Origin of the sequence: Rhodosalinus sediminis, assembly GCF_003385555.1 — a bacterium.
GTDB lineage: Bacteria > Pseudomonadota > Alphaproteobacteria > Rhodobacterales > Rhodobacteraceae > Rhodosalinus > Rhodosalinus sediminis.
On sequence record NZ_QOHR01000014.1, the window covers coordinates 17,356 to 34,643 of the forward strand.

The window sequence follows — 17,288 nt, forward strand, 5'->3', positions numbered from 1 at the left end:
ACAGGGAGCGAGACGATGAAGGACATGACCAATCCCCAGCCGATCGACACGGCCGATCTGCTCGCCGCCGCGGACGGCGCGGGCCGGGCGATCCCGCCGGTCTGGCCGCTGGCCTCCTCGGTGGCGGTGAACCCCTACCTCGGGCAGACGGGCGAGAGCCTCGCCCGGACCGGCGCGCGGCTCGCGCGGGTGGCGGGGCTCTCGGTGACGATGCCGCGCGCGTGGTATCAGGCGCGCATCGCGGACGGGCGGATCAGCGACGACGATCTCGCCGCCGCGCTGGAGGCGAGCCCGCACGCCGAAAAGCCGGCGAGCCTCGCCGCGCTCAAGGAGGCCGCTGGTCGCGCGGAGCGCAAGCCGCACGCCCTGCCCACCCTCGCCGAGATGGCCGCCGAGCATTCGGGCACCGACTGGGCCGGGCTCGTGGCCGACCGGATCAGCCACTGGGCGGCGAGCTACTTCGACGAGGGGCAGGCGCTCTGGAAGGCGCCGAAGCGGCGCGGGCCTTACGCCGAGTGGCGCGCCGTGGCGACCCACGACCTCATCCCCGAGATCCACGGGCTGAGGGGCTTCGCCGCGCATGTCGCCGAGGCGCCCGAGACCGCCGAGGGCGCCATCGCGCGGGCGACGCGCCGCCTCGGCCTCGCGCCCGAGATGCTGGAGACCTATTTCCACCAGCTTCTGATGACCATAGGCGGCTGGGCGCAATACGCGCGCTACAGGCTCTGGCAGGTGGAACTCGGCGGCGGGACCGATCCGGTGATGACCGAGATGCTGGCGATCCGGCTGCTCTGGGAGGAGGCGCTCTTCCTGCAATACGAGGAGGCCGTGATCGACCGCTGGGAGCGGGTCAAGGCGAGCCATGCCGCCCCCCTCGCGCCGACGGTGGACCTCGTCCTGGACGAGATCCTGCAGGAGGCCGCCGAGCGCGGCGCGCAGCGGGGCCTCGCCGCGATGTTCGCCGCCGAGACGCCCGCGCCGGCGGAGGCGCGCCCGGCGCTGCAGGCGGCCTTCTGCATCGACGTGCGCTCCGAGGTGTTCCGCCGCGCGCTCGAGGCGCTCGACCCGCGCGTGCGGACGCTCGGCTTCGCGGGGTTCTTCGGGGTGGCGGCGAAGCACCGCGACTTCGCCTCCGACGTCGAGGAACTTCGCCTGCCCGTCCTGCTGAACCCGGCGGTGACGACCGTCGCCGGCGCGCCGGAGGACGCCGAGGCCGATCAACAGGCGCGCTTCGCGGCGCGCGCGAAGCGGGCCTGGGGCCGGTTCAAGCTTGCCGCCGTCTCCTCCTTCGCCTTCGTGGAGGCGATGGGGCCGGTCTATGCGGGTAAGCTGGTGCGCGACGCGCTCGGCCTCGCGCCCGCGACACTGCCCGACGGCCCGGCGCCACGGCTCGACCCGGCGCTCGATCTCGCGACGCGGACCGACGCGGCCGAGACGGTGCTGCGCGCCATGTCGCTGACGGAAAACTTCGCGCGGCTCGTCGTGCTCGCCGGGCACGGGGCGAACGTGACGAACAATCCGCACGCCTCGGCCTATCACTGCGGCGCCTGCGGCGGCTACTCGGGCGAGGTCAACGCGCGGCTGCTCGCCGGGCTGCTGAACGACCGGGAGGTGCGCGCGGGCCTCGTCGGGCGCGGCATCGAGGTGCCCGAGGACACGCTCTTCCTCGGCGCTCTGCACGACACGACGACCGACACGATCAAGCTCTACACCGCCGACGTGGACGCCTCCGCCCACGGCGCGGACATCCGGCAGGCGCAAGAGTGGTTCGCCGCCGCGGGCCGGGTGACGCGGGGCGAGCGGGCGCTGCGCCTGCCGCGCGCCGAGAGCGCGGCGGAGGTCGAGCCGCGCGCCCGCGACTGGGCCGAGGTGCGCCCCGAATGGGCGCTCGCCGGATGCCGGGCGTTCATCGCCGCGCCGCGCGGGCGGACGCTCGGCAAGGACCTCGCGGGCCGCGCCTTCCTGCACGACTACGACTGGAAACAGGACGAGGGCTTCCCGGTGCTCGAGCTCATCATGACGGCGCCCGTCGTCGTGGCGAGCTGGATCAGCCTGCAGTACTACGGCTCCACCGTCTCGCCGCAGACCTTGGGCGGGGGCAACAAGCTCCTGCACAACGTCACCGGCGGCATCGGCGTGGTCGAGGGCAACGGCGGGCTCCTGCGCGCGGGGCTGCCCTGGCAATCGGTGCACGACGGTGAGGATTTCCAGCACGAGCCGCTGCGGCTTTCCGTCTGCATCGAGGCCCCGCGCGAGGCGATGTCGGCCATCCTCGAGAAGCACGAGGGCGTCCGCGCGCTCTTCGACAACCGCTGGCTCCACCTCTTCGCGCTGGACGAGGCGGGCCGCCTCGCCTGGCGCTACACAGGCGATCTCGAATGGGAGGCGGTCGCGGCGGCCCCGCACGCCGAGCCGCGCCTCAAGGCGGTCGGATGAGCACGCGGGGCTCCGGCCTCTGGGCCGGGCGCATCGCCCGGCTCGCCACGATGCACGGCAAGGAGGCGGCGCTCGCGCCGCCTCTGGCGCGCGCGGGGCTCGAACTGCGCCGCGTGGCCGGCGTGGACACCGACGCGCTCGGCACCTTCACGGGCGAGATCCCGCGCGCCGGCAGCCTGCACGACGCCGCCGAGGCGAAGGCCCGGCTCGCCATCGAACTGTCCCGCGGCGATCTGGGCCTCGGGAGCGAGGGCGCCTACGGCCCGCACCCTCAGATCCCGGTGATCCCGCAGGGGGTCGAAACGCTCGTCCTCGTGGACGCCGCCCGCGATCTCGTCCTCTCCGAGACGATGGAGGCGCCCCGCCCCGTCTACGACCACGCGGAGGCGGCGGCGCTCCCGGCGCTCGAACCCTTCCTCGCGCGCATCGGCTTTCCGGGCCATGCGGTGATCGTCCAGCCCAAGGGCGGCGGCCCCGCGCGCAAGGGGCTGCGCGCCCGCACCGCGCTCGCCCGCGCGGTGGCGGAGGCGGCGGAGGCCTCCGCCGACGGCCTCGCCGTCGTGCAGACCGACATGCGCGCGCACATGAACCCGACGCGCATGCGCGCTCTCGCCGCGCTGGCGGAGCGTTTCGCCGAGCGCCTCACCTGCCCCTGCCCGGCCTGCGGCGCGCCCGGCTGGGGTCCGGTGCGCCCCGGCCCCGCGCTGCCCTGCGCCTGCTGCGGGGGCGCGACGCTCACGCGCGGCGCCCCGGTCCGGGGCTGCGCGGCCTGCGCGCACGAAGCGGCGGAGGCGTCGGCCACGGCGCAGGCCGACCCGATGCACTGCCCCGCCTGCAACCCGTGATCCGGGCGCGGCCCATTCCCGTCGGCACGTCGCCATGCCGCGGGCAGCCCACCGGTCCGGAGCTGCGCGGCCCGCGGACCCGAAGCCGCGGCGGCGACCGCCACCGCGCAGGCCGACCCGATGCACTGCCCCGCCTGCACCCCGTGACCCGGGCGCGGCCCATCACCCGAGGCGCGCCGCCATGCGGCGGGCGGACCCCCTCCGGCGCGCCCCCGGCGAAGCGCGCCCGAGCCTTCACGCCCCTCGGCCCCGCGTCACATCATACCGAGATATCGCCCGCAGCTGGCGCGCCCCGGTCGCCCCCGGCGATCACGCCGCGAGGCCGGGCCGGTCGGGCGCGAGGCCCGCGGGATCGACGCCCGCCTCGGCGAAGCCCTCGGGCATCGCGTGCCCGGCGACCAGCGCCGCGGCAAGCTGGCCCAGCGCCGGCGCCGTCTGGATGCCGTAGCCGCCCTGCCCCGCCAGCCAGAAGAAGCCCTCGGCGTCGGGCGCGTAGCCCGCCACCGGCTCGCCGTCCGCGACGAAGCTGCGCAGGCCCGCCCACTTGTGCGCGATCCGGCGCACCGAGAGGTCGAAGGCCTGCTCGACACGGTCCACCGCAATGGCCACGTCGAGCTCCTCGGGCTGCGCGTCGCAGGGCGCGGAGGGCGTCGCGTCGGCCGGCGAGATCAGGAGCTTGCCGGCGTCGGGCTTGACGTAGAAGCTCTCCTCGGCGTCCACCACCATCGGCCAGCCGTCGTCGGCCGGCCCCGCCGGCGGGTCGATCAGCGCCGCGGTGCGCCGCTTCGGCGTGAGGCCGACGGGCCGGACGCCCGCCATCCGCGCGATCTCGTCGGCCCAGGCGCCGGCGGCGTTGACGAGGACCGGCGCCTCGACCGTGCCGCCCCGCGTCTCGACGCGCCAAACGCCGCCCGCGCGCGTGACCGCGCCGACCTCCGCATCGGTCATCACCGCGCCGCCCGCAGCCTTGAGCGCGCGCAGATACCGCTGATGGAGCGCGTCCACGTCGATGTCGCTCGCCTCGCCGTCCCAGAGCGCGGCGGCGGCGTAGCCCGCGCGCAGGAGCGGCAGCCGCGCCTGCGCCTCGGCCACGTCGAGCGGCGCGAGGGCGCCCGCCATCTCGGCCTCGAGCGCGGCGAGCGCGTCGCCCTGGTCCTCCCGTGCGAGGAAGAGCACCCCGCGCGGACGCAGGAGCGGCGCGCCCGAGGGGCCCGTCCAGCCGCGGAAGGAGGGCCCGGAGGCGCGCGACAGCGCCCGCACCCCGGCCGGCCCGTAGGTGCAGGTGTAGAGCGCCGCCGAGCGCCCCGTGGTGTGATAGCCGGGCCGCGCCTCGCGCTCGAGCAGCACGACCTCCGCCGTCCCGGCCAGTTCGGCGGCGACCGAGGCCCCCGCGATCCCGCCTCCGATCACCGCGACATCCGCCGTCCGTGTCATGCCCTGTCTCCTTCGCTCTGCCGTCTCTCCCTAGCGCGACGGCGGCGCGAGGGAAATGCGCGGCCTATGCCCGGCGGCGGCCCGCCCGGGCCGCGCGCCGGGCACCGGGCACCGGAGCGCCGCGCGCAGGCGCCCGTCGCTCCATACCTGCGCCGAGGGGTGGCTCCACCGCCATCGGCTCACCGCCCGCCGCCATTTGCCCGCATGCGCGCGAAGGGATGGCTCCACCGCCTTGCCAAGGCGCGGCCTTGAACACTGCGCGCCCTTGCGCGCAGAGGTGGCGCCCGTGCGGCGCCGGACCCCTCGACGACGGCCTCGCGCCGCGCACGCGCAGGCGGGCGTGCAGAGCCGGAACATGCGGCATTCGGACGGTGGACGCATCGCGTGCGCGCGCGAGGACAGGCCGCACCGCGCCATTGCACCTTCGCAAGGTGAACGCCCCGCGCCCACAGAACCCCCGGCACGACGAGAGCGCCCCCCGCGAAGAGGGCCCGGACGGGCCCGATGAGCGGCGCCACTCGACCGCGCCGCCCCGGCGCCCTAGCTTGCGCCGCATGCTGATCGTCGCGCCCAACACCGTGCTCAACCCCGCCGCGCTCGAGACGCGGCAGGTGCCGAAGAAGATCTTCGGCCGCATCGCCGTCCTGCCCCGCCGCGCGGGGCCGGCGGCTTGGGCGCGGATCGCGCTCGACGTGCAGATCCTGCGCTATCTCGTGGCGCTCGCGCCCTTCGTCCTCGCCATGGCGATCTGGCCGCGCCTCGCCTTCCCGATCGCGCAGGCGCCGATCCTCATGGTGCTGCTGGTGGGCGTGGTCGAGATGCGCGTGCTGCGCCCGACGAAGGCGGGCCGCGCGCGTCTGATCGACGCGGACGCCGCCGAGCGGGGCCTCGACACGCTGCGCTTCCGCGCGCGGGCGGCGCTCACCCGGATCGCCGCGCGCAAGGGGATCGAACAGGAGCGCCTCCACCTCGTCGTCGAGCAGTCCGAGCTCGCGCGCGTGCCGCCGCTGACCCTCGTCTCGGTGCAGATCGACGGGCCGGAGCCGCGCCTCCTGCCGCTCGACGCCGCGGAGCGGGCGATCCTCTCCGACGGGCTCTTCGACGCCGAGCTGACCGAGCGCGACCTCCTGCGCATCAACCTGCGCGAGGAGAGCTTCCTGCGCGACGTGAGCCTCGAGGCGCGCGCCGTCTCCGCGCATGCGCGCCTCGCCGCGCGGATGGAGGCCGCCCGCGCGGAGGCCGCGGAATGAGCGTCAACGCCCGCCATCTCTCCGCCGGCGAGGCCGCCGAGGTGCTGGAGGCCGCCTGGCGCGCGCAGCGCGACCGGGGCCTGACGGTGAGCTGGATGCTCCACGGCCGCCCCGGCGTCGGCAAGACGCAGATCGTACAGGAGCTCGCCACGCGGATCGGCGCGCGCCTCTTCGACCTGCGCCTGACCACGATCGAGCCGCAGGACCTGCGCGGCCTGCCCTACTACGACCACGACGCACGCCGCACGGTCTGGTACCGTCCCGAGGATCTGCCCGACGATCCGGAGACCCCCTCGGTCCTCTTCCTCGACGAGCTGACGGCGGCGCCCCCGCACCTGCAGCCCACGGTCTACGGCCTGCTGCAGGAGCGGCGCGTGGGCCGCCACCGCCTGCCCGCCTCCGTCCTGATCGTCGCCGCCGGCAACGCGGTGGAGGACGGGGCGGTGGCCTACGACATGGGCACCGCCCTCTCCGACCGGCTGATCCATCTCGCCGTGCGGGCGAGCGCCGAGGACTGGCTGACCAACTACGCCCCGCGCCGCGCCATCGACCCGGCGGTGACGGCCTTCCTGCGCGGGCGGCCCGACCTTCTCGACACGACGGAGCGGAGCCTGCGCGACGGCACGCTCGTCGCCTGCACCCCGCGCAGCTGGGAGCGCGTCAGCGACATCCTGCGCGCGGTGCCCGACCGGCGCCTGCGCCAGGCGATGATCGCCGGCACCGTGGGCGAGGCGGCGGCGGCCGAATTCGCCCTCGTGGCCGACGAGGTCGCGGCGCAGGTCCGGGTGGACGAGATCCTCGCCGCGCGGCCGGGCGCCCGCCGTGCCCTCTACCCCGAGACGCTGCACGGGCTGAACGCGCTGGTCTACGGCCTCGTCGGCGCGGCGGAGGCGGCGAACATGGACGCGGTGATCGAGGTGATGGCCGGCATCCGCGAGCTCGGCGGCGAGGCGCGCTTCGAGGGGCTGCCGCTCGCCGAGCTCACCGCCTTCGGCTTCGAGATGCTGATCCGCAAGGCGATGGACGAGGGCACCGAGGCGGCCTTCCTGCGTTCGCCCGCCTACGCCGCCTACGCCGAGGAGCGCCGGGCGGCGGGCCTCGCATGAGCGTGCACTCCGAGCGCGCGGCGCCCGCGCTCGCCCACCTGGGCGAGGCCGACCCGGCGCTCGCCGCGCTCGCGCTCTGGATCGCGCACCGCGACGGCGAGCCGATGCGCTCGGACGCGACGACGATCCACTACGACGCCGCCTTCGCCCTGCGTCCCCGCCCCGAGCAGGTGGGCCTCGCGGGTCACCACATCCTGCACGTCGCCTTCCGCCACGCGGCGCGCATGGCGGCGATGGCCGAGCGCGAGGGCGCGCGCTTCGACGCGCGGCGCTTCACCCTCGCCGCCGACGCGCTCGTGAACGAGGCGCTGATCGCCGCCGAGCACGCCCTGCCGCGTCCGGCCGTGCGCCTCGCCGACCTGCTGGCGATGCTCGACGCCGCCGAGGAAAGCCCCGAGGCCGCGCTCGCCGTCTGGGACGTGGAACGCCTCTACCTCGCTCTGGGCGCCGAAGAGGCGCGCTCGGGCGGCGGCGAGAGCGCGGACTACGCCCGCCGCATGGGCCTCGCCCCGGACCTGGAGCCCGACCCGGACGGCGGCGCCGAGGACCCGCAGGCCGCCGACTGGCAGGGCCACCTCGCCCGCGCGCTCGAGGCCGGGCGGCAGGCCGGGCGCGGCATCGGCCGCCTCGCGTCGGCGCTCGGCGACCTGCCCGCGCCCCGCGTGCCGTGGGAGCGCCGGCTCCGCGGCCTCGTCGCCCGCGCGCTCGGCCACCGCCCGCAGCCCGCGCCGACGCGCCCCGCGCGGGCCTGGATCGCCCGCGAAGCGGCGGCGCGCGCGGCCCAAACGGCGACGCCCGGCTTCGAGCCCGCCCTCGCCCGCAAGGGCGCGCGCCCCCGCCTCGCCGTCGCCCTCGACACCTCGGGCTCGGTCGAGGACGCGACGCTCGCCCGCTTCGCCGCCGAGATCGCCGGCCTCGCCCGCCGCACCGCGGCCGAGACCCACCTCCTCGCCTTCGACGAGACGGTGCACGAGGCGCGCCTGCTGCCGCCCGCCGGCGTCGAGGCGGCGCTGCGCGCCCGCCCCCTCCGCCGCGGCGGCGGCACGAGCTTCGAAGAGGTGCTCGCCGCAGCCGAACGCCTGCGCCCGGCGATCGCCGTCGTGCTCACCGATCTCGACGGCCGCTTCCCGGCGCGCCCCGCCATGCCGGTGCTCTGGGCGACTCCCAGCGCGCCGCGCGCCACGCCGCCCTTCGGCCGGGTGCTGGAAATGGACGGCTGACGCCGCGGCGGCCTCAGCCGGACGAGGGGGCGCTGCCCCCTCTTGGCCTGACGGCCAATTCACCCCCGGAGTATTTGGACCAAGATGATGGACGCGCCACGCCGCCACGGTTCGCGCAGTCTGCGGCTGAGCACTCGCATGGAGGATCGATTCGGACCCATCATCTTGGCGAAAATACTCCGGGGAGCGCGAGGGGCAGCGCCCCTCGCCCCTGCGAAGCGACCGGGCGCCGTCAGGCGCCGCCGCCGGGCCGGCCGAGATGCTTGCGCAGGCGCGAGGGCTGGGGCGTCTTCCGGCCCTTGTAGGGGTTCTTCTCCGATCGCGACCGCAGCCAGAGGCGGATCGGCGTGCCGGGCATGTCGAAATCCGCGCGCAGGCCGTTGACGAGGTAGCGGGTGTAGGCCTCGGGGAGCTTGTCGGGGTGCGAGCACATGACGACGAAGCCGGGGGGGCGCGTCTTGGCCTGCGTCATGTAGCGCAGCCGGATGCGGTGGCCGCCGGGGGCGGGCGGGGGGTGCGCGGCGACCATGTCGGCGAGCCAGCGGTTGAGCTGCGCGGTGGGCACGCGGCGGTTCCAGACGTTCTGCGCCGTCTCGATCGCGGCGCGCAGGCGGTCCACGCCCTGCCCGGTGCGCGCCGAGAGGGTCACCAGCGGCACGCCACGCAACTGCGGCAGGAGCCGCTCGACCCCTGCGCGGAGCGCCTTGAGCTTGGCCTGTTTCTCGGGCTCGGCGTCCCATTTGTTGACGGCGACGACGACCGCGCGGCCCTCGCGCTCGGCGAGGTCGGCGATGCGCAGGTCCTGCGTCTCGAAGGGGGTGGCCGCGTCGAGGAGCACCACGACCACCTCCGCGAAGCGCACGGCGCGCAGCGCATCGGCGACCGAGAGCTTCTCGAGCTTGCCCGTCACCCGCGACTTCTTGCGCATGCCGGCGGTGTCGAAGATGCGCACCGGCAGCCCGTCCCAGTCGGTCGCGACCGAGATCGCGTCGCGGGTGATGCCGGCCTCCGGCCCGGTGAGCAGGCGTTCCTCGCCGAGGATGCGATTGACGAGCGTGGATTTGCCGGCGTTCGGCCGGCCCACCACGGCGATCTGCAGGGGCCGCGCGGGCGTCGGCACGCGCGCGCCCTCCGGGCTTTCGCCGGCCTCGTCCACGTCGACGTCGGTCTCGGGCGCCTCGGCGGTGGCGGCCTCGGTCTCCGCCTTCGTCTCGATCAGGGGCGCGAGCGCGGCGGCGAGGTCGGCGAGCCCCTCGCCGTGCTCGGCCGAGAGCGCGACCGGCTCGCCGAGGCCGAGGCCCCAGGCCTCGGCGATGCCGGCGGCGCCGGCCTGCCCCTCGGCCTTGTTGGCGGCGAGGATCACCTCGCCCGCGCGCCGGCGCAGGATGTCGGCGAAGACCTCGTCCGTCGCCGTCACGCCCGCGCGCGCGTCGATCAGGAAGAGGCAGGCGTCAGCCTCCGCCACCGCGCGCTCGGTCAGCCGGCGCATGCGGCCCGGCAGGCTCTCGTCGGTGGCGTCCTCCAGCCCGGCGGTATCGAGCACCGTGAAGCGGAGCGGGCCGATCCGCCCCTCGCTCTCGCGCAGGTCGCGGGTGACGCCGGGCTGATCGTCGACGAGCGCGAGGCGCCGGCCGACGAGGCGGTTGAACAGGGTGGACTTGCCCACGTTGGGGCGCCCCACGATGGCGAGGCGGAAACTCATCGGCCGCAGGCTCCTTCAGCGCAGGCCGCGGGCTTAGCGCATTCGCGGCTCAGCGGAAAGCGTGCAATCGCCCGTCGCGCGTGACGACGTAAAGCGTCTCGTTCGCGACGGCAGGGGTGGCGGTCGCGCCGCCGGGCAGATCGCGGGTCGCCACGCGCGCGCCGTCCTCGGGGTCGAAGATCCGCAAGCGGCCGTCGCCCCCGGCGACGATCAGCCGACCGCCGGCGAGGACGGGGCCGTGCTGCGCGTGGATCGCGGCGCGGCGGCGCGGGCGCGTCTCGGTGTAGCGCGGCAGCTCCACGGCCCAGATGCGGCGGCCGTCGCGCGCGTCGAGGCGCAGGAGCTCGTTGCGGTCGTTGACGAGGAAGAGCGACCCACCCGCCGGCCAGATCGTGTCGAAGGCCCCCTCTTCGGCGGTCCAGAGCCGCTCGCCGCTCTCGAGGTCGAAGGCCGCGAGGCGCCCCGCCGCGTTCGCGGCGTAGAGCCGGCCGTCCGCGATCACCGGCCCGCCGGTGATGTCGTCGACGAGGCCGATGGCGGTGCCGGGACGGCGCCCGGCGACGAAGGCCGACCAGCGCGGCAGCCCGCCCTCGGCGAAGACCGTCTGGATCTCGCCGGTGCCGAAGGCGAAGGCGACGCGCCCCCCGGCGGCGGCCGGGGCCGAGCCGCCGGCGAGGTTGCGCACGTCGCCCACGCCCTCGTTGCGCCAGCGCACGCGCCCGTCCTCGGCTTCGATCGCCCAGGCGGTGGTGTCGCCGGCGACGAGATAGACGAGCCCGTCGCGGTAGAGCGGATCGCCCGTGCCGGTGGCGTCGAGTTTCTGGTCCCAGCGCACCGCGCCGGTCGCGGGATCGACGGCGAGGAGGCGCCCGAAGGCCGTGGTCGCGAAGAGCGTCCCGTCGCCGTAGGCGAGGCCGCCGCCGATCGCCTCGCCGGGGCGGTCGCGCGCGGGCACGAGATCGAGCGACCAGAGCGGCGCGCCCTCGGCGCTCGTGGCGCGCAGCGTCGAGGCGGCGTCGATGGTGAAGACGCGCCCCTCGGCGAGGACCGGATCGGTGGCGATCCGCGCGCGGCGGCTGTCGCCCTGTCCGATGTCGGCGCTCCACGCCGGGGCGAGCGGATGGGAGAGCGCCGGGTGCTCGGGCCGGTAGAAGGCGCTGCCCGTGCCGTGGGTCCAGCCGGCGTTGGCGCGCGCGTCGGGAAGCGCGAGCGGCGCAGGCGTAGCCCGGGGCGCGGGCGCCTCGGAGGCCGCGCCCGGCCCGTCGAGGACGGCGCGCAGCGCCAGCCGCTCGCCCGGCAGGATCGTCTCGCGCTCGGCGCAGGCGGCGAGCGTCGCGAGCGCCCCGAGGAGGATCACCGCCCGGCTGGTCCGCCGCGCCGTGCCGGTGGTGTTTGCGCCCCGCATCGCCTGCGCCCCTTGTCCCTTGCGTTTCATCCGCCGGCGCGCGTCCCGGGCTCCGCCCCGAGCGCCACCATGAGCTGAGCGGCGCGGCGCCGGAGACCCGGCGTCGCGGCGGCGTCGCCCCGGATCGCCTCCAGCCGGTCGAGCGCCGCCTCGGTCTCGCCCGCCGCGATCTCGCCGAGCGCGATCTGCTCCTCCGCGAGGAGCCGCAGCGGCCCGCCGGCCGAGGCGATGGCGGCGAAGCCCTGCCGCCGCTCCTCCGCCGAGAGCGTGTCGCCCCGCTGCAGGAGCGCCTTGAAGGCCGCCATCCGGCCGTAGACCGGCGCCAGCTCGCCGCCCGCACCGCCGATGCCGTCGAGCTGCGCGGCGGCCGCCGACGCGTCGCCGCTTTCGGCGAGCGCCTCGGCATGGAGCATGTCGACGAGCGCCGCGGCGCCCGGCTCACCGGGGGCGATCCCGGCCAGCGCCTCGGCGCGCGCCCCGGCCGAGTCGCGCTCCAGCGCGGAGAGGATCGCGTCGCCGGTGGCGCGGGCGCGGTCGGTCGCCTGCGCCCTGCGCCACTCGTTCCAGCCGGCGCCGCCCACGATCAGCAGCACGGCGAGCACGGCGATCCAGCCGTAGCGCCGCATGAGCGTGAACATGCGGTCGCGCCGAACCTCTTCGGCGACTTCCTCGATGAAACTGTCGCGTTCGGTCACTCGGCCCCCCGGCGCTGGCTCCCTGCCCTCTTAAACGCTGGGCCGCACACTGCCAAGGGCATCGGCGCGCCCGGGCGGCGGCGCCGGCTTTGCGCGAACTTGCGGCGCTGCGGCGAAAAGACTAATCTGAACCGGTCGGTTCAGCGTAGAGGATGACGACACGACAACCCGAGCTTCGGGCGCCCCGCGCCGAAGCCGCCATGAAAGGCCGAGGATGCGACTGATCCCTGCTCTGACCGCGCTGCTGGTTCTGGCGACGCTCTACCTCGTGGTGATGGAGCGCGACGCGGTCATGCGGTTCGCGCAGGGCGAGCGCGTGGCGCTGTCAAAGCTCAATCCGCTCGCCCCCGAGCCGGAGGACCCCGCGCCCGACCCAACGACCGAGTCGGCGAGCGCGCCCGCGGCGGAGAGCGGGGCGGACGCGCCCGCCGCCGACACGGGGCAGGCGGACGGCGCCGACCCGGTCGCCGTGGTCGCCCTGCGCTCCACCGCGCGCGAGATCGACAGCGCGGTCGAGCTGCGCGGCGAGACGGAGGCGGCGCGCGAGGTCGAGCTCAGGGCCGAGACGTCGGGGCTCGTGATCTCGGAGCCGCGGCCGAAAGGCACGCGCGTCGAGGCGGGTGACGTGCTCTGCCGGCTCGATCCGGGCGACCGTGACGCCGCGCTCGCCGAGGCCCGCGCGCGGCTCGCCGAGGCGCGGGCGCGCATCCCCGAGGCCCGCGCGCGGCTCGCCGAGGCCGAGGCGCGGCTCGACGAGGCGGAACTCAACGCGACCGCCGCGACGCAGCTGTCCGAGGACGGCTTCGCCTCGCGCACGCGGGTGGCCTCGACCACGGCCTCGGTGCGCTCGGCCGAGGCGGGCGTCGAGACCGCGCGCAGCCAGCTCGAGACCGTGAAGGCCAACGTCGAGAGCGCCGAGGCCGCCGTGACCTCGGCCGAGACGGAGATGGCGCGCCTGACGATCGAGGCGCCCTTTCCCGGCCTCCTTGAATCGGAGACCGCGGAGCTCGGCAGCCTCCTGCAGCCCGGCGGCCTCTGCGCCACGGTCCTCGGGCTCGACCCGATCCGCCTCGTGGGCTTCGTCCCCGAGACGGAGGTGGAGCGCATCGAGGAAGGCGCCCGCGCCGGCGCGCGGCTGGTGAGCGGCCGGGAGCTCGTCGGCGAGGTCACCTTCCTGTCGCGTTCGGCCGATCCGACGACGCGCACCTTCCGGGTGGAGATCACCGTGCCGAATCCCGACCTGTCGGTGCGCGACGGCCAGACCGCCGAGATCGTCATCGAGGCCGACGGCGCGATGGCGCATCTCCTGCCGCAATCGGCGCTGACGCTGAACGACGCGGGCACGCTCGGTGTGCGGACGGTGACGGCGGAGGACCGGGCGCGCTTCGTTCCGGTGACGCTCCTGCGCGACACGGCGACCGGCGTCTGGGTGGAGGGCCTGCCGGACACGGCCGAGGTGATCGTGCGCGGACAGGAATACGTCACCGATGGCGTGCCCGTCGCCGTGACCTACCGGGAGGCCACGCAATGACCGGCATGGTGACCTGGGCCGCCGAGCGGGCGCGCATGGTGCTCGCCTTCATCGCGCTCTCGCTCATCGCGGGGGGCTTCGCCTATGTCTCGCTCCCGAAGGAGGGCGAGCCCGACATCGAGATCCCGGCGCTCTTCGTCTCGGTGAACTTCCCCGGCATCTCGGCGGCCGACGCCGAAAAGCTCCTCGTCAAGCCGATGGAGACCGAGCTCTCCGATCTCGACGGGCTCAAGGAGATGTCGGGCACCGCCGCGGAGGGCTACGCCGGCGTCGCGCTCGAGTTCGAGTTCGGCTGGGACAAGTCCAAGATCATCGCCGACGTGCGCGACGCGATGAACACCGCCGAGGGGCAGTTCCCCGACGGCTACGAGAAGTATTCGATCAACGAGATCAACTTCTCCGAGTTTCCCATCATCATCGTGAACCTCACCGGCCCGGTGCCCGAGCGCACGATGTTCCGCGTCGCCCGCGATCTTCAGGACGAGATCGAGGCGCTCGACGCGGTGCTCGAAGTGGGCGTCGCCGGCGAGCGCGAGGAGATGCTGGAGGTGGTGATCGACCCCCTCCGCCTCGAGGCCTACAACGTCACCGCCGACGAGCTCATCAGCGTGGTGCAGAACAACAACCAGCTGATCGCGGCGGGCGAGGTGGAGACCGCGCAGGGCGCCTTCGCGGTCAAGATCCCGGCGAGCTTCGATTCCCCGCGCGACGTCTACGACCTGCCGGTCAAGACCAACGGCGACCGGGTCGTGACGCTCGGCGATCTGGCGACGATCAACCTGACTTTCGAGGACCGCGAGGGCACGGCGCGCTTCGACGGGGAGCCGACGGTCGCGCTGCAGGTGGTCAAGCGCAAGGGCTTCAACCTGATCGACACCGCCGACCGCGTCGAGGAGGTGATCGCGGACGCGCGCGCCGACTGGCCCGACGAGCTGCGCTCGGCGGTGCAGATGGGCACCTCGAACGACCAGAGCCGCACCGTCGCCTCGATGGTCAGCCAGCTCGAGGGCTCGGTGCTGACGGCGGTGGCGCTGGTGATGATCGTCTCGCTCGCCGCGCTCGGCACGCGGGCCGCGCTCCTCGTGGGCTTCGCGATCCCGACGTCGTTCCTGCTGTGCTTCGCCTTCCTCGCGGTGATGGGGGTGACGATCTCCAACATCGTGATGTTCGGCCTGATCCTCGCGGTGGGGATGCTCGTCGACGGCGCGATCGTGGTCGTGGAATACGCCGACAAGCGCATCCGCGAGGGCTCGGGCCCGATGCGCGCCTACGTCGAGGCCGCGCGGCGGATGTTCTGGCCGATCGTGAGCTCCACCGCGACGACGCTCTGCGCCTTCCTGCCGATGCTCTTCTGGCCCGGCGTGCCGGGGGAGTTCATGGGGATGCTGCCGGTCACGCTGATCTTCGTGCTCTCGGCTTCGCTGGTCGTGGCGCTGATCTACCTGCCGGTGATGGGCGGCGTGACGGGGCGCGTCAGCCGCCTTTTCGCGCGCGCCTCGGACGGGCTGCGCGCGCGCACGCCGTGGGTGGTGCGCGCGGCGCTGGTGCCGGTGGCGCTTTACGGCGTGTTCCTCGGCGCGATGCAGGTGCTGAACCCGGGCTACCTCTTCGGCGGCACGCCGCCGCCGCTGCCGGGGGCGGTGGTCGCGGCGCCGGGCGTCGCGCTCTTTCTCGCCTCGGCGATGGCGGCCTCGATCACGCTGTCGGCCGCGCGGTTGGAGCTCGCGCCGCGGCGCATCCGCGCCGGGCGCCGGCGCACGCTCTTCGGCGGGCTGATCCGCCTCGTCACCGGGAACCCGGTGATGCCGCTCCTGACCGTGGCGGGCGTGGGCGTCGTCGTGGTCTCCGTCTTCATGTATTACGGCGAGAACAACAACGGCGTCGATTTCTTCGTCGAGACGGAGCCGGAACGCGCGATCGTCTACGTGAAGGCGCGCGGCAACCTGAGCCTCGCCGAGAAGGACGCGCTGGTCCAGCAGGCCGAGGAAATCGTGATCGCCCATCCGGGCGTGCGCTCGGCCTTCTCCTTCGCCGGCGAGGGCGGGCTCAACTCCAACACCGGCGGGGCCGAGGCGCCCAAGGACACCGTCGGGCAGATCCAGTTCGAGACGATCCCGTGGGAGGAGCGACGCTTCGAGCCCTCGCTCGACGGCAACGTCGTCCTCGCAGAGCTCTCCGAGCAGCTCGACCGCCTGCCGGGGATGCAGACCGAGATCCTCGAGGCGGCGCAGGGGCCGGCGGACGCCAAGCCGGTGCACCTCAGGCTCAAGGGTGACGACCTCGAGGCGCTGATCGAGGCGACCGGCACGGTGCGCGCGAAATACGACGCCCTGCCGGGTCTCACCCTGATCGAGGACACGCGGCCGCTGCCCGGCATCGACTGGCAGATCGACGTGGACGTGGAAAAGGCAGGCCGCTACGGCGCCGACGTGGCCACCGTGGGCGCGATGGTGCAGCTCGTCACCCGCGGGCTTCTCCTCGACACGATGCGGGTGCCCTCCTCCGACGAGGAGATCGAGATCCGCGTGCGCCTGCCGGAGGAGGACCGGCTGCTCTCCACCCTCGACACGCTGCGCGTGCGCACCGAGGACGGGCTCGTGCCGCTCGCCAACTTCATCACGCGCGAACCGGTGCAGAAGCTCGCCGAGATCACCCGCGTCGATCAGACCCGCCACCTCGAAGTGAAGGCCGACGTCGCGCCGGGCCTCGTCACCGTGACCGGCCCGGACGGCGCGCCGCTCGGCACCATGCCGGCGGAAGAGGCCGAGGCCCGCGTGGCCGAGGCCGATCCGGGCACGCCCTGGGCCGGCGCGCAGGTCGCCCCCGTCAACGCCAACGAGCGGATCGAGCGACTGACCGAGTGGCTCGAGACCGAGGCGGAGCTGCCCGCCGGCATCGAATGGGAGTGGACCGGCGACCAGGAGGAGCAACAGGAATCGGGGCAGTTCCTGATGAAGGCCTTCGCGGGGGCGCTGGCGCTGATGTTCATCATCCTGCTCGCGCAGTTCAACAGCATCTACAACTCGGTGCTCGTGCTGCTCGCCGTGGTGCTCTCGACCACCGGCGTGCTGATCGGGATGCTGACGATGAATCAGCCCTTCTCGATCATCATGACCGGCACCGGCATCGTCGCGCTCGCGGGGATCGTGGTGAACAACAACATCGTGCTGATCGACACCTATCAGGACTACGCCCGCTACATGCCGCGGATCGAGGCCATCGTGCGCACCGCCGAGGATCGTATCCGCCCGGTGCTGCTGACGACGATCACGACCATGGCGGGCCTCGCGCCGATGATGCTGGGCATCAGCCTCGACTTCATCGGCGGCGGCTATTCGATCGACAGCCCCACCGCGCTCTGGTGGAAGCAGCTGGCGACGGCGGTCGTCTTCGGCCTCGGCGTGGCGACGGTGCTGACGCTGGTCGTTACACCCGCGCTGCTCGCGATCCGGGTGTGGCTCGCCGCCTACGCCGTCTGGCTCGCGCGCGCGCTCGCCTGGGCGGGCGCCGGCCGGTCGAGCCGCGCGGCCCGCGACTGGGCGCTGCGCCGCGCCGCGCGGCGGGTGACGGCGCCGATGATCCTCTGGGACGACGGCACCGAGCCGGCCGAGACCGCGCCGCCCTACACGCCCGCGAAGCCGCTGCGCGCGGCGGAGTGACGGCC

The 17,288-nt window shown here is 74.7% G+C and carries 11 protein-coding genes; 7 read left to right on the forward strand and 4 right to left on the reverse strand.

Going from position 1 to position 17,288, the window contains the following annotated elements:
- Positions 1–24 precede the first annotated feature (24 nt).
- Positions 25–2,436, forward strand: a complete 2,412-nt coding sequence (locus DRV84_RS10415) for a YbcC family protein (RefSeq protein ID WP_115980309.1) — start codon at positions 25–27, stop codon at positions 2,434–2,436.
- On the forward strand, positions 2,433–3,281 hold the full coding sequence (locus DRV84_RS10420; protein ID WP_115980182.1) for a DUF6671 family protein: 849 nt from the start codon (positions 2,433–2,435) through the stop codon (positions 3,279–3,281). Before DRV84_RS10415 ends, DRV84_RS10420 begins: the two co-directional genes overlap by 4 nt.
- Positions 3,282–3,590: 309 nt before the next feature.
- Here DRV84_RS10420 and DRV84_RS10425 read toward each other — a convergent pair whose 3' ends face one another.
- On the reverse strand, positions 3,591–4,715 hold the full coding sequence (locus DRV84_RS10425; RefSeq protein WP_115980185.1) for an NAD(P)/FAD-dependent oxidoreductase: 1,125 nt from the start codon (positions 4,713–4,715) through the stop codon (positions 3,591–3,593).
- 554 nt (positions 4,716–5,269) lie between these two features.
- On the opposite strand from DRV84_RS10425, the gene DRV84_RS10430 reads away from it, so the two are divergent.
- Genes DRV84_RS10430 through DRV84_RS10440 form a run of 3 tightly spaced genes read left to right on the forward strand, consistent with a single transcriptional unit; the run spans position 5,270 to position 8,291 of the window.
- Positions 5,270–5,965 (forward strand): hypothetical protein, encoded by a 696-nt coding sequence (locus tag DRV84_RS10430; RefSeq protein ID WP_115980188.1) that lies wholly within the window; start codon positions 5,270–5,272, stop codon positions 5,963–5,965.
- A complete protein-coding gene (locus DRV84_RS10435; RefSeq protein ID WP_115980190.1) occupies positions 5,962–7,071 on the forward strand; it encodes an AAA family ATPase in 1,110 nt (369 codons plus the stop codon). The genes DRV84_RS10430 and DRV84_RS10435 overlap by 4 nt, the downstream gene beginning before the upstream one ends.
- Positions 7,068–8,291 carry a vWA domain-containing protein gene (locus DRV84_RS10440; protein WP_115980193.1) on the forward strand — a complete coding sequence of 408 codons (1,224 nt, stop codon included), beginning with the start codon at positions 7,068–7,070 and terminating at the stop codon, positions 8,289–8,291. Before DRV84_RS10435 ends, DRV84_RS10440 begins: the two co-directional genes overlap by 4 nt.
- Positions 8,292–8,523: 232 nt before the next feature.
- On the opposite strand, the gene der is transcribed toward DRV84_RS10440, so the two are convergent.
- Genes der through DRV84_RS10455 form a run of 3 tightly spaced genes read right to left on the reverse strand, consistent with a single transcriptional unit; the run spans position 8,524 to position 12,093 of the window.
- A complete protein-coding gene (gene der, locus DRV84_RS10445; protein WP_115980196.1) occupies positions 8,524–9,993 on the reverse strand; it encodes a ribosome biogenesis GTPase Der in 1,470 nt (489 codons plus the stop codon).
- 49 nt (positions 9,994–10,042) lie between these two features.
- Positions 10,043–11,398, reverse strand: coding sequence for a PQQ-like beta-propeller repeat protein (locus DRV84_RS10450; protein ID WP_115980199.1), 1,356 nt, complete (start codon positions 11,396–11,398; stop codon positions 10,043–10,045).
- A 26-nt stretch (positions 11,399–11,424) separates the two neighbouring features.
- Positions 11,425–12,093 (reverse strand): hypothetical protein, encoded by a 669-nt coding sequence (locus DRV84_RS10455; RefSeq protein ID WP_115980201.1) that lies wholly within the window; start codon positions 12,091–12,093, stop codon positions 11,425–11,427.
- Positions 12,094–12,307: 214 nt separating this feature from the next.
- Between DRV84_RS10455 and DRV84_RS10460 the strand changes: the two genes are divergently transcribed.
- Together DRV84_RS10460 and DRV84_RS10465 are read left to right on the forward strand one after the other, a co-directional pair.
- The gene (locus DRV84_RS10460; protein ID WP_115980204.1) at positions 12,308–13,624 is read left to right on the forward strand and encodes an efflux RND transporter periplasmic adaptor subunit; all 1,317 of its coding nucleotides are present in this window, start codon (positions 12,308–12,310) and stop codon (positions 13,622–13,624) included.
- Positions 13,621–17,283: an efflux RND transporter permease subunit gene (locus tag DRV84_RS10465; protein WP_115980207.1), complete on the forward strand. Its 3,663-nt coding sequence runs from the start codon at positions 13,621–13,623 to the stop codon at positions 17,281–17,283. The genes DRV84_RS10460 and DRV84_RS10465 overlap by 4 nt, the downstream gene beginning before the upstream one ends.
- Positions 17,284–17,288: the final 5 nt, after the last annotated feature.